13 protein-coding genes are annotated in these 12,510 nt (G+C 61.4%); 9 read left to right on the forward strand and 4 right to left on the reverse strand.

Annotated features, from left to right (window positions below; genetic code table 11):
* Window positions 1-308: 308 nt before the first annotated feature.
* Window positions 309-1,169 (reverse strand): tetratricopeptide repeat protein, encoded by an 861-nt coding sequence (locus AS026_RS31045; protein WP_018856585.1) that lies wholly within the window; start codon window positions 1,167-1,169, stop codon window positions 309-311.
* A gap of 134 nt (window positions 1,170-1,303) precedes the next feature.
* A complete protein-coding gene (gene rpsU / locus AS026_RS31050) occupies window positions 1,304-1,516 on the reverse strand; it encodes a 30S ribosomal protein S21 (RefSeq protein ID WP_003585885.1) in 213 nt (70 codons plus the stop codon).
* Window positions 1,517-1,957: 441 nt separating this feature from the next.
* On the opposite strand from rpsU (AS026_RS31050), the gene AS026_RS31055 reads away from it, so the two are divergent.
* The 3 genes from AS026_RS31055 (at window position 1,958) to AS026_RS31070 (ending at window position 3,121) form a co-directional block, all read left to right on the forward strand.
* A complete protein-coding gene (locus tag AS026_RS31055) occupies window positions 1,958-2,167 on the forward strand; it encodes a cold-shock protein (protein ID WP_018856586.1) in 210 nt (69 codons plus the stop codon).
* A gap of 456 nt (window positions 2,168-2,623) precedes the next feature.
* On the forward strand, window positions 2,624-2,863 hold the full coding sequence (gene rpsU, locus AS026_RS31065; RefSeq protein WP_007527643.1) for a 30S ribosomal protein S21: 240 nt from the start codon (window positions 2,624-2,626) through the stop codon (window positions 2,861-2,863).
* A gap of 39 nt (window positions 2,864-2,902) precedes the next feature.
* Window positions 2,903-3,121: a hypothetical protein gene (locus tag AS026_RS31070; protein ID WP_018856588.1), complete on the forward strand. Its 219-nt coding sequence runs from the start codon at window positions 2,903-2,905 to the stop codon at window positions 3,119-3,121.
* A gap of 89 nt (window positions 3,122-3,210) precedes the next feature.
* On the opposite strand, the gene AS026_RS31075 is transcribed toward AS026_RS31070, so the two are convergent.
* Window positions 3,211-4,644 carry a DUF1254 domain-containing protein gene (locus AS026_RS31075; protein WP_025658926.1) on the reverse strand — a complete coding sequence of 478 codons (1,434 nt, stop codon included), beginning with the start codon at window positions 4,642-4,644 and terminating at the stop codon, window positions 3,211-3,213.
* Between the two features lie 442 nt (window positions 4,645-5,086).
* On the opposite strand from AS026_RS31075, the gene AS026_RS31080 reads away from it, so the two are divergent.
* The 6 genes from AS026_RS31080 (at window position 5,087) to AS026_RS31105 (ending at window position 11,989) form a co-directional block, all read left to right on the forward strand.
* On the forward strand, window positions 5,087-6,340 hold the full coding sequence (locus AS026_RS31080) for a sarcosine oxidase subunit beta family protein (protein ID WP_018856590.1): 1,254 nt from the start codon (window positions 5,087-5,089) through the stop codon (window positions 6,338-6,340).
* A gap of 12 nt (window positions 6,341-6,352) precedes the next feature.
* Complete coding sequence (locus tag AS026_RS31085; RefSeq protein WP_018856591.1) at window positions 6,353-6,694, forward strand: sarcosine oxidase subunit delta; 342 nt, start codon at window positions 6,353-6,355, stop codon at window positions 6,692-6,694.
* Window positions 6,691-9,684, forward strand: a complete 2,994-nt coding sequence (locus tag AS026_RS31090; RefSeq protein WP_062374392.1) for a sarcosine oxidase subunit alpha — start codon at window positions 6,691-6,693, stop codon at window positions 9,682-9,684. Before AS026_RS31085 ends, AS026_RS31090 begins: the two co-directional genes overlap by 4 nt.
* Window positions 9,677-10,225 carry a sarcosine oxidase subunit gamma gene (locus tag AS026_RS31095; RefSeq protein ID WP_062374394.1) on the forward strand — a complete coding sequence of 183 codons (549 nt, stop codon included), beginning with the start codon at window positions 9,677-9,679 and terminating at the stop codon, window positions 10,223-10,225. Before AS026_RS31090 ends, AS026_RS31095 begins: the two co-directional genes overlap by 8 nt.
* Window positions 10,226-10,377: 152 nt before the next feature.
* The gene (locus AS026_RS31100; RefSeq protein WP_018856594.1) at window positions 10,378-10,773 is read left to right on the forward strand and encodes a VOC family protein; all 396 of its coding nucleotides are present in this window, start codon (window positions 10,378-10,380) and stop codon (window positions 10,771-10,773) included.
* Window positions 10,774-10,855: 82 nt separating this feature from the next.
* Window positions 10,856-11,989, forward strand: a complete 1,134-nt coding sequence (locus tag AS026_RS31105; protein WP_062374396.1) for a zinc-dependent alcohol dehydrogenase family protein — start codon at window positions 10,856-10,858, stop codon at window positions 11,987-11,989.
* Here the strand turns inward: AS026_RS31105 and AS026_RS31110 are convergent.
* Complete coding sequence (locus AS026_RS31110) at window positions 11,986-12,471, reverse strand: MaoC family dehydratase (RefSeq protein WP_062374398.1); 486 nt, start codon at window positions 12,469-12,471, stop codon at window positions 11,986-11,988. The genes AS026_RS31105 and AS026_RS31110 overlap by 4 nt on opposite strands.
* Window positions 12,472-12,510 lie beyond the last annotated feature (39 nt).

The raw sequence follows: 12,510 nt of genomic DNA on the forward strand, positions 1-12,510 counted from the left end.
CCGGCAATTCGCAAATTTTTGTTCAACCGTGGCGTCAAACGAAGCTTCCGAGGCGGAAGGGAACGAAAAACGGCGGCCGCATCGCTCATAAAAATCTCGTAAGAGGCGAGTGGTTGACAAACGGCGCCAAGCTCACTCCGGAGCGCGCCACGGCACCGCAAGCCGTGCTGGCCCGATCGCGATGAGGGGGAGGAAAAGGCCGGGGCAGCGAAAGATCCACGCCGAGCCGCGTGCTGCCGGCACCAGGTGCCGCTGAGCCGGCGATGATGTTACCGTCGGCCCGTTTGGCGCAGGTCGCCTGTAATGCCTTAGCCGGTCGCCGCGCCGACGCGGGCAAGACCGTCCTTCGCCGGCTGGTACTTCGGGTCGAGCCCGATTGCATGGCGGTAGGAGCGGGCGGCCTTGTCCTTTTCGCCACGACGCTCGTAGACCAGCGCCTGGTTGGCCCAGGATTCGGCGACGTTGCCGTTGAGCTCAATCGCGTGATTGAAGTCGGCAAATGCGTTGTCGTCGTCGTTCAGCGCGATGTAGGAAATGCCGCGGCCGTTATAGGGTTCAGGCGCATTCGGCGAGAGCGAGATCGCCTTCGAGAAGTCGTCGATCGCCTTATCCTGCTGATTGCGCTTCTGATAGATCAGACCGCGATTGTGATAGGCGCGGCCGTCGGTCGTGCCGTTCTGGATCGCCTTGTTGAAGTCGTTGTAGGCGGCATCGTCCTGGCCGGCGGAGCGGTAGACATTGCCACGGCCGATCAGCGCCACGTCGTAGTTCGGGTTGATCTGCAGGGCGCTGTTGTAGTCCTGGATCGCCTGCTGCTGCTGACCCATGTTGCGGTAGACCAGCGCGCGGTTGGCGTAGGCCTGATAGAAGCGTGGGTTGATCTGCAGGGCCTTGTTGAAGTCGTTCAGCGCCGCGCGGAAGTCGCCGCCGCGACCGTAGGCCGAGCCCCGGACGTTGTAGCCTTCCGGATCCTGCGGATTGGCATTGATGACTGAGGTCAGCGAGGCGATGTTTTCCTGCGAACCCTGCGCCTTGTCGATGCGGATGACGGCATCCGAGGTGCTGCCTGTCGTGCAGCCGGCAAGGCCTAGCGCGGTGACGATTGCGAAAACCGGTAGAACGGCGATTTTCGGCGAACGCAGAGAGCGGGTCTTGGTGATGTCAGCCATGCGGGCTCGTTTTCCCCCAGTGCAGCCGGTCCGCTTCAAGGACGGGCAAGCTTCAGCAGCAATAAAAAGGCGGTGGCGAATAGTTCGCCCCCGCCAACATGCATCTGAAAACGTCGAAATAACGACAGCTACGCTTAGCGTGCGACGAGACCTTCGCGCTGTGCCCGCTTGCGAGCCAGCTTGCGAACACGGCGAACGGCTTCGGCCTTTTCGCGAGCGCGCTTCTGCGACGGCTTTTCGTAGTAGTCGCGCATCTTCATTTCGCGGAAAATACCTTCGCGCTGCATCTTCTTCTTGAGAGCGCGGAGAGCCTGATCGACATTGTTATCGCGGACAAGTACCTGCACGAGAATCACGTTCCTTTGGTTTGGTTGATGCCGGCGTCAGCACGGCGCCAGAGGCAAAAAATATACAGTTCGCGCGGCAGCAGCCTTGCGATTGAGGATGCGGATAGCAGAACGGTGGGGCGAAGTCCATATGTTCCGGCGTTCTTGCCGCAAAAAACGGTTTCTTATCCCAGGGAAGGCGCTTTTATGGGAGCGCAATGGGGCCATTCAGCGTAGCTGGGTGTTTCGGAGTGCTGTCGATCCGCGTTGCGCGAACTGCCCAAAACCCCGATAGCCTGCTTCCTTGCCTTGTTTATTTCGTAGTTTGCGCTATATGTAGCTAATCGACTATTGGTTGTGACCTTTGTCAAAGAGCGTCAAGCTCCGTCAGATTTCCTCTCAAAATCGATCTTAGCCTTGTGAATGAACGCATGGCAGTAACGACTATGAAAGGAGATCGTTATGAATTCAGGTACCGTTAAGTGGTTCAACAGCACCAAGGGCTTCGGCTTCATTCAGCCGGATGACGGCAGCACGGACGTTTTCGTCCACATTTCCGCTGTTGAGCGCGCTGGCTTGGGAAGCCTGTCCGATGGACAGAAGATCACCTATGATCTCGTTCGCGACAAGAAGTCTGGCAAGAATTCTGCCGACAACCTGCGCGCAGCCTAATTCTCATTCGGCCCGGCTGACCACGGATGTACTGGCAGCTGAGAGCCTGATGGCGGAGGTCGGGGTCAAACCCGGCCTTTTATGTTTTTGACGCTCAAGACAGTTCGGTGGAACCAAATGGCACGAATGCCAAGATACGCTGTCGGCGACACTATCGTTCTGAAAGACGGTCTCGTTCGCACCGAAGAGGCGCGCAGGACCTGCAAGATCGCGGTAGTTCTACCGTCAGACGGGAGTCGCCCGCAGTATCGGGTCCGGTTCGAGACGGAAAACTTCGATCGGCGGATTCTTGAGAGCGATATCGACGTGAACCAGTCGGTATCCCCTACGCCGAGAGTTGACGCCGACGCGGATATCCAGGGCGGATCCTGGTTGAAAACTTCAAGCATCAGGGTACGGAAGTAGCTTCCACTCTGACCAACCGGCAAACAGATTTGCCGCACGAAAGGAAAGAATTTGCAGGTTCTCGTTCGAGATAACAATGTCGACCAGGCACTCCGCGTCCTGAAGAAGAAGATGCAGCGCGAAGGTCTGTTCCGCGAGTTCAAGGCGCGTAGCGCTTATGAAAAGCCGTCCGAGAAGCGTGTTCGCGAAAAGGCGGAAGCGGTTCGCCGTCAGCGCAAGCTGGCGCGCAAGAAGCTGCAGCGCGAAGGTCTCCTTCCGGCTCCGAAGAAGGCAGTCCGTCCGGCTCGCTGAGCTACCATGAGGCGAGCTCCGTCTAGATAGAGAGACCAGATGACTTCAAAAGACGAACTCTTCAATCCGGCCAAGCTCTCCCCGCGCGACAAGGCGGCTGCCACTGACACGACAGCGAAAGCAATCATCACGGCAGAAGCCGCGGCTCGCGAAAAGAAGACGGAGAAGCTCAGGGCGCTACGCTTGCAGCAAGAAGCCGAAGCACCAACAGCCGCCGCCCCTGCCAAGAAGCGGCGGACTGCGCCCAAGTCGGTTTGATCCTCCCAGCAGCCTCGCGCCAGCGCGCGAGGGCCCTCTCAACCCAATGGGTATACCCATGTGGATCGCTCGAGGCACGCGCGCAATCGCTACTGTGCTGTCACCTGTTGGAGCGCGGGCACCAGTTCGACGACCGGCGGGTTCCACTTTCCTGTCAAGGCTTCGCTCTCCGGTCCGTAGAGGCGCATTGTCAGGTTGAACGGCCCGGCAGGCGCCGGTAGCCAGTTCGCTTCCTTGTCCTCGCCCGGGCTCTTGTTCTGGAAGTAGAGATCAAGAGAACCGTCCGCATTGTAGGCGAAGGGCATCCAGCTGCTGACGGCAAATCGGTTCAGGCTGTTGGCGACTTGAAATCCCTCGGGATCGTAGAGCGTGACGGACCAGAACGCTTTGACCGGTGGCAGGTTCGCCTTGTCGAAGTGGATTTTGTAGCTGTTCGCTCCGTTTAGCGGGTTTCCCTTCTCGTCGCCGAGGTTGAGCGGATAGATCGCGTCCTCTGGCAGGTTTGCGCCCAGCCCGAGCTGCGCGACGATCGCCCGCTTCAAGTAGTAATTGCCGTAGACGCCCATGGTGTCGGTGTTCATCGACCAATTGTTGGCGACGCGGGCAAGCGTCGGAACTTTCCAGTCCATCAGCTTCTGGGCTTTGGCGGGAACCGCTTCCAATGCCTTGGCGACGGTTGGATCGATCTTGGTCTTATCGAAGCTCTTTCCCGGCTCTATGCCGATCCGTTTCATTAGCGCGATGATCGGTTGGTCGGTGATGTGAGGCGGATTATGTTTCATGACCTCGGACGCATAGGCGAAGAAATCCGCCGCGGTCATGCCGTCGACAGTCTTCTTCGGAGGCGTCGTCATATCGATCTTGGGATCGATCGTGACCTTCACCGGTTCTGCCGCCTTCCCCCATTGCGACAGCGGCGTGACCTTGTAGCCTGCCTGGATCTTGTGGACCGCGTCATAGTCGGCCGGCCCATCCGTTTTCGTGCGCCCAATGACCCAGACGAAGGGCGTCGGTGCGTCAATGCGCTGTACGCCGGCCGGCAGGTCCTTGCCGCTCCATCCAGGCGGCACAATCGCGAAATCCGCCTTCGCGGTTCCGGTCGTCCGCCATCCGGGCGAGGCGAATACGTCACTCCACATGTCGAGCATCGGCAGCAGGTAGTAGCGACCGTCGGTATCAGGCGCCGACACGATGACTGGTTCCTTGGTCATGTCGAGCCACGCAACGGAATAGAGCGTGTCAAAGTTCGGTCGGACGACATCTCGAAATTCAGCAGTTGGGAATTCCGGTACATTGGTGAACGCATTGGCCGGTCCACGGCCCATCTTCTTGCCCGCTTCGATATTTGTCGCCTGCGCACGGGTCACATCCATGGTGACTAGCGGATAAAGATAGACGTAGGCATCAACCCCGATGGCCGCGGCTTCCGCCTCGGTTATGGGGTCGGCGGCCATACCTGGCCCGGCAATGCACGCTCCGGTTAAAAATAGACCGGCAGCGAAATTGATAGCACGCAATGTCATTGCAACCCTCCCAACGACCGGCACAACAATCCTCCTTGTTGAGGCGGTCCGTTTCCAATTGATGCAAACCTGGGGTGGTGGCGCGTGTTGAAGATTATTCCCGAGGCTGCACCGGTTCGACTCATGCGAAAGACGTGATTTTCTGGTGCGCGAGGGCGATCTCGCGCTGACTGAAAATATGCGCTCAGGAATTGTAAATTCAAGTGTTCTAAAATGCATTGAGGGTTGACCACGGTTTGCACGGGTCGGTTTGCGCCGGTCGGAAGGTGACTCAACGTTTTTCAAGTCGGGGGGAGAACGACCCGACGCCTCCTGCTGCATTCTCCCGTCGTGTCAAAACAAAAGCCGGTCCGCGTCGCAAAAGAAACGTTGTGCCGCTTTTGGATTTGCGATTTGTATGGCCGACGAGAAGGGACCTTTCCCCTGAAGGAGATGAACGCGGATGCGCAGATACTCGGTTTTTGCCGTGGCGAGGGAGGCCCTGAGGGGTCACAAGGGCTGGGAGAAGCAGTGGACTTCGCCGGAACCGCGCGCCGAATACGACGTCATCATCATCGGTGGCGGCGGGCATGGTCTGGGTGCGGCCTATTATCTCGCCAAGGAGCATGGCATCACAAATGTCGCGGTGCTCGAAAAGGGCTGGCTCGGCGGCGGGAACACGGGTCGCAATACGACCATCATCCGCTCGAACTATCTCTACGAAGAGAGCATGCACATCTACGAGCATTCGATGAAGCTCTGGGAGAACCTCTCGCAGGATCTCAACTACAATGTTATGTACTCGCCGCGCGGCGTGATGATGCTATCGCACAATGTGCACGACCAGCAGTCTTTCAAGCGCCACATTCATGCCAACCGCCTCTACGGCATCGACAATGAATGGCTGACGCCGGAGCAGGCGAAGGCTTATTGTCCGCCGCTCGATATCTCAGCCAGCGCCCGCTACCCGATCAACGGTGCCGCCCTCCAACGTCGCGGCGGCACGGCGCGTCACGATGCTGTGGCCTGGGGCTACGCGCGTGCGGCGTCCGATCGCGGCGTCCACATCATCCAGAACTGCGAAGTCACCGGCATCCGACGCGGCCCTGATGGTCGCGTCACCGGTGTCGAGACATCACGTGGCTTCATCGGCGCCAAGAAGGTCGGCGTTTCGGCCGCAGGTCACACGACCACGGTCATGAAGATGGCCGATGTGCGCGTGCCGCTGCAATCGAGCCCGCTGCAGGCGCTGGTGTCCGAACCGCTGAAGCCGATCTTCCCCTGTGTGGTCATGTCCAACACCGTGCACGCCTATATCTCGCAGTCCGACAAGGGTGAGCTCGTCATCGGCGCCGGCACCGACCAGTACAATTCCTACAGCCAGACCGGCGGCCTGCAGATCATCACGCACACGCTCGATGCCATCTGCGAGCTCTTCCCGATGTTCCGCCGCGTCAAGATGATGCGCCAGTGGGGCGGCATCGTCGACAACACGCCGGACCGTTCGGCGATCCAGTCGAAGACGCCGGTTCCGGGTCTCTACGTCAACTGCGGCTGGGGCACCGGCGGCTTCAAGGCGACGCCGGGCTCGGCCAATCTCTTCGCGCACCTCATCGCCCGCGATGAGGAACACAAGTTCAATGCCGGCCTGACGCTGGACCGCTTCCGCACCGGCCGTCTGATCGACGAAGCCGCCGCCGCCGCCGTCGCGCACTGACACGAGGACATCATGCTTCTTATCTACTGCCCATACTGTCAGGAAGAGCGTTCCGAGCTCGAATTCCGCGGTGCCGGCGATGCCCATATCGCCCGTCCCACCAATATCGCCGACATCTCCGACGAGGCGTTCGAGGAATATTTCTTCCTGCGCGACAACCCGAAGGGGCTGATCTTCGAGCGCTGGCGCCACCAGCACGGATGCGGCCGTTTCTTCAATGCGGCGCGCGATACCATCAGCGACAAGTTCATCAAGACCTACAAGGCAGGCGAGCCGAAGCCCACGATCGGCGAAGCAGCCGTTCCGCATGCTCCCGTCGAGACCTACGAACAGCTCGAAGGAGAGGCACAATGAGCGGCACGAACCGTATTGCAGGCAAGGGTCGCCTGACGCCGGCCAGAACCGCGCGCTTCACCTTCGATGGCAAGAGCTACACGGCGCTCGAAGGCGATACCGTCGCCTCGGCGCTGATCGCCAACAACATCCATCTGGTCGGCCGCTCGTTCAAATATCACCGTCCGCGGGGCATCCTTTCGGCCGGCGCCGAGGAGCCGAATGCGCTGATCGACGTTGCGCGCGACAGCGCCCGCAAACAGCCGAACGTGCGTGCCACGGTGCAGGAAGTCTTCGACGGTATGATCGTCGAATCGCAGAACCGCTTCCCATCGCTCTCCTTCGATATCGGTGGCATCAACAATCTGATGTCCCCGTTTTTCGCGGCGGGCTTCTACTACAAGACATTCATGTGGCCGAAGGCGGCCTGGAAGCACCTCTACGAGCCGATGATCCGCCGTGCGGCGGGCCTCGGCGTTGCGCCGAAGGAAGCCGATCCCGATCACTATGCCGGCCGTTATGCGCATTGCGACGTGCTCGTCGTCGGTGCCGGGATCGCCGGTCTTTCGGCGGCACTGGCGGCGGCGCAATCCGGTGGCAAGGTGATCCTCTGCGACGAGCAGGCGGATGTCGGCGGCGCGCTGCGCTACGACAGCGGCGTCAAGATCGACGGCCTTTCCGGTTATGAGTGGGCGCAGAAGACGGTCGCCACGCTGAAGGCAATGGACAATGTGCAGGTTCTGACCCGCACCACTGCTTTCGGTTACTACAACCACAATTTCGTCGGTCTCGCCGAGCGCGTGACCGACCATGTCGCGAACCCTGGCCGCCACCTGCCGCGCGAGCGTCTGTGGCAGCTGCGCGCCAAGCGCGTCATCCTCGCCAACGGCGCGATCGAGCGCCACATGGTGTTCCCGAACAACGATCGTCCGGGCATCATGCTGGCATCGGCTGCGCGCATGTATCTCAACCAGTATGGCGTCGCCGTCGGCCAGAAGGTCGGCGTTTATACGGCGCACGACTCGGCCTATGAGGCCGCCTTCGACCTGAAACGATCAGGCGTCGAGATCGCCGCGATCGTCGATTGCAGGCAGACGCCGGGTGCGGCCGTTCTGGCGGAAGCCCGTTCGCTCGGCATCGATGTTCTCACCGGTCAGTCCGTGGTCAATACGTCAGGCAAGCTCCGCATCTCGTCGATGACCGTTGCCCGCAATGGCGGCGGCTCGCCGCGCAAGATCGCGGTCGACGCGCTGCTGGTCTCGGCCGGTTGGACGCCTTCGGTGCACCTGTTCTCGCAGTCGCGCGGCAAGGTGACGTTCGAGCCCGAGACGCAGCGCTTCCTGCCCGGCACGTACGCGCAGGATTGCCTTTCTGTCGGCGCCTGCAACGGCACGGACGATCTGCAGCAGACGATCGAGGAATCGCTGGCGGCCGGCGAGCTGATGGCGCAGGCAGTTGGGAAGCCCTCCGGCGGCAAGATCAGCATCACGGCTGAGCAAGCCCATCAGTGGACGGGCGGCATGATTGGCGCTGCTGAAGGCGCAGGTCCCGAGACCAGCGCCAAGGCGTTCATCGATTTCCAGCACGACGTCTGCGCCAAGGACATTCGCCTTGCCGTGCGCGAGGGGATGCACTCGATCGAGCATATCAAGCGCTTCACGACGAACGGCATGGCCTCCGACCAGGGCAAGCTCTCCAACATGCACGGCCTGGCGATCGCCGCCGAGATGCTGGGCAAGGAAATCCCGCAGGTCGGTCTCACCACCTTCCGCGCGCCGTACACGCCTGTCACCTACGGCACGCTGATCGCGCATTCGCGCGGCGATCTGTTCGATCCGGCGCGCAAGACGCCGCTGCACCAGTGGGAAGAGGCCCATGGCGCGGTGTTCGAGGATGTGGGCAACTGGAAGCGTGCGTGGTTCTATCCGCGCGCCGGCGAGACGATGCACCAGGCGGTCGCCCGCGAATGCAAGACGGCGCGCGATGTCGCCGGTGTGTTCGATGCCTCGACGCTCGGCAAGATCGAGATCGTCGGCCCCGATGCGGCCGAGTTCATGAACCTCATGTACACCAACGCCTGGGACACGCTGAAGCCAGGCAAGTGCCGCTACGGCGTCATGACGCGCGAGGACGGGTTCGTTTATGACGACGGCGTTGTCGGGCGTCTGGCCGACGATCGCTTCCACGTGACGACGACGACGGGCGGCGCGCCGCGCGTTCTCCACCACATGGAAGACTATCTGCAGACAGAGTTCCCGCATCTGAAGGTGTGGCTGACTTCGGTGACGGAACAGTGGGCCGTCATCGCTGTACAGGGTCCGAAGGCGCGCGAGATCATCGCCCCGCTGGTCGAAGGCGTCGATATCTCCAACGAGGCCTTCCCGCATATGAGCGTTGCCGAGTGCACGGTCATGGGCGTGCCGGCGCGGCTGTTCCGCGTGTCGTTCACCGGTGAAACCGGCTTCGAAATCAACGTGCCGGCCGACTATGGCCAGTCCGTTCTGGAAGCCGTGTGGGCCAACGCAGAGCCGCTCGGCGCCTGCGTCTACGGCACCGAGACGATGCACGTTCTTCGCGCCGAGAAGGGTTACATCATCGTCGGCCAGGACACGGATGGCACCGTCACGCCTGACGATGCTGGTCTTTCCTGGGCGGTCTCGAAGAAGAAGACTGACTTCGTCGGCATTCGTGGGCTGAAGCGCCCGGATCTGGTGAAAGCAGGCCGCAAGCAGTTGGTCGGCCTGGTCACCAAGGATCCGAAGCTGGTGCTGGAAGAAGGTGCGCAGATCGTCGCCAATCCGAACGAGCCGAAGCCGATGACGATGCTTGGCCATGTGACCTCGTCCTACTGGTCGGAAAATCTCGGCAAGTCGATCGCCTTCGCGCTGGTCGCCGATGGCCGCAAGCGGATGGGCGAGACACTTTATGTGCCTATGCCCGACAAGACGATCGCCGTCGAGGTGACTGACATGGTGTTCTTTGACAAGGAAGGAGGCCGCATCAATGGCTGATACGGCAGTTCGCAAGTCGGTGCTCTCAGGTCGTCATGGCGGCTCGGCGACGGTACGGCTGACGGCAGCTCCGGCCGCCACCCGCATCGCGCTCCGTGCGCCCGCCGCGTCCCTCAAGGCTCTGTCCTCCGCTCTTGGCGTCACGGTTCCGTCTTCGCCGAAGACCTCCGGCCGCAAGGGTGGCCGTGCCGCCCTCTGGCTCGGGCCGGATGAATGGCTCGTTATCGATGAGTTCGGTGCAGACCTGATGGGCGCGCTCACGAAGGCGGACGTGCTGCATTCGGCAACTGATGTCTCGCACCGCAACGTCGCGATCATCGTCTCCGGTCCCGGGGCCGAGGCGACGATCTCCGCGGGTTGCCCGCAGGATCTGTCGCTTGATGCCTTCCCGGTCGGCGCCTGCTCGCGCACGATTTTCGGCAAGGCCGAGATCGTGCTCTTCCGCACCGAGGACGATACGTTCCGTGTCGAGTGCTGGCGTTCGTTCGCCGATTTCGTATTCGGCCTGCTGGCCGAGGGTGCCGAAGACGCCGCGCATTAAGCGCCACGGAACTGGAATTCCCGATTGGGGGACGGTGCTCTTGTGCCGTCCCCATTCGGCTTCAAGTTGCAAGACCGGTGTCATTCATGCCATCATTCGCCATCGCGTGCGGCTTTGTCGGAGCGTAGCCGCAACGTTGCGGGGTGTCCTCAATGATGCTGCATCACGTTTCCATCGTCACGACGGATCTCGACCGATCGGTTGCCTTCTATCGCGATATCTTCGGTCTCGAGCGGATCGAGAGGCCTCCTTTCAGTACCGACGGAGCCTGGTTTGCCTGCGGAGCGCTGCAGGTCCACATCATCGTCAATCCGGTTGGGACGTTCCGGCGGGTGGCGACCATCGATACCGCCGACGGACATTTCGCCTTCCATACCGATGACTTCGAGGGATGTATCCGGGGACTGATCGCAAAGGGTTTTCGCGAGGATGCGCCCGAGGGAGATCCCCGGCGGCTGCGTGTGAGGCGTACCGGGCCGGCCGGTTTTCCGCAGGCCTACCTGCTCGATCCTGATCGCAACATCGTTGAAATCAACGGTGCACCATAGCGCAATCGCCGCAGCCTAAAGTCCTGTTGCGGTTGGCTTTTGCGAGCGATTAGTCTGCCGGAACCGTTCGCGGGAGGAGTTCATGAAAACACGTGCCGCGGTTTTGCGCCGATCGCCGGTCGCGCCGCCATTTGCGGTGAGCCGGCCGCTCACGATCGAAGAACTCGAGCTCGCGCCGCCCGGGCGGGACGAGATCCTTGTTCGTATTGGCGCGGCCGGGCTCTGCCATTCCGATCTCTCCGTCATCAACGGCGACAGGCCGCGTCCGGTGCCGATGGCGCTTGGACATGAGGCGGCCGGCACCGTGGAAGCGGTCGGGCCCGATGTCCATGACCTGACGCCCGGCGATCATGTGGTGATGAGTTTCATGCCGAGCTGCGGCCATTGTCTGCCCTGCGCCGAGGGACGCCCGGCGCTGTGCATTCCCGGCGCCGATGCCAATGGAAAGGGCACGCTACTATCGGGCGAACGGCGACTGAGCTGCGAGGAGGTGCCGATCCATCATCATCTCGGCGTCTCGGGCTTTGCCACCCATGCCGTGGTCTCGCGCCATTCGGCGATTCGCATTGACCGCGATATCCCGTTCGCTCATGCCGCGTTGTTTGGCTGCGCCGTGCTGACGGGCGTTGGCGCCGTGGTGAATACCTGTCATGTGCAGCCGGGGCAGACGGTCGCTGTTGTCGGTTTGGGTGGTGTCGGCTTGGCCACGGTGCTTGGCGCCGTGGCGGCCGGGGCCGAACGCGTTGTCGCGGTAGACCTTGCTCCTGACAAGCTCGAGATCGCGCGTTCGCTTGGGGCGACAGACGTCTTTCGCGCCAGTGACCCTGACGTTGTGGAGCAAATCCGCGAGGCGACAAAGGGCGGCGTCGACCACGCGCTCGAGATGGCCGGAGCCGTCAAGGCCTTTGATCTCGCCTACCGCATCACGCGGCGCGGCGGAACGACGGTTACCGCAGGGTTGGCTAATCCATCCAGTCAGTTCGCAATCCCCGCAGTCAGCCTGGTCGCCGAGGAGCGGCGCGTGCTCGGGAGCTATCTCGGCAGCTGCGTGCCAAGCCGGGATATTCCGCGCTTTGTCGGGCTCTTCAGGCGTGGAAAGCTGCCGGTGGATCGCTTGTTGTCTTCAACAGGTCCGCTGGAGGGGATCAACGAAGCCTTCGACCGGCTGCATGCCGGGGAGGTGATCCGGCACGTCATCGATTTCGAAGCGCACTAGGCTTCTTCGGGCCGGTCTTTTGGGTCGAATTGGATGATGGTGATCCACCGCGCGGTGAGCGCCGGCTTCTTCTCGTTCTCGATCTCGATCGAGACGTCGTAGGTCGTCATCAACATGCCGGCGCCGCGAAAGCGGGCTTCGGCAAGGATAAAGTGGCCGCGGATGCGTGCCCCCGATTTGACGGGCGAGAGGAAGCGGACGTTCTCGAAGCCGTAGTTGATGCCCATCGTCTGCTCACGGACTTTGGGCAGGCTGTTGTAGTTCATCGCTGAAAGCAGCGAGAGGGTGAGGAATCCGTGGGCGATGGTGCCGCCGAATGGGCTCGTGGCGGCGCGCTCTGGGTCGACGTGGATGAACTGATGATCGTCGGTTGCATGCGCAAAGGCATCGATCATTGCCTGATCGACGACAATCCAGTCCGAGAGGCCGGTTTCAGTGCCGATGAGCCCGCGCACATCCGCGAGCGAAATTTCCTTGACCATTGATTCCTCATGAGAAAGCGGCTGCGCAAGCCTTACAAT

Source organism: Rhizobium altiplani (genome assembly GCF_001542405.1).
In the GTDB taxonomy this organism is placed as follows: domain Bacteria; phylum Pseudomonadota; class Alphaproteobacteria; order Rhizobiales; family Rhizobiaceae; genus Rhizobium; species Rhizobium altiplani.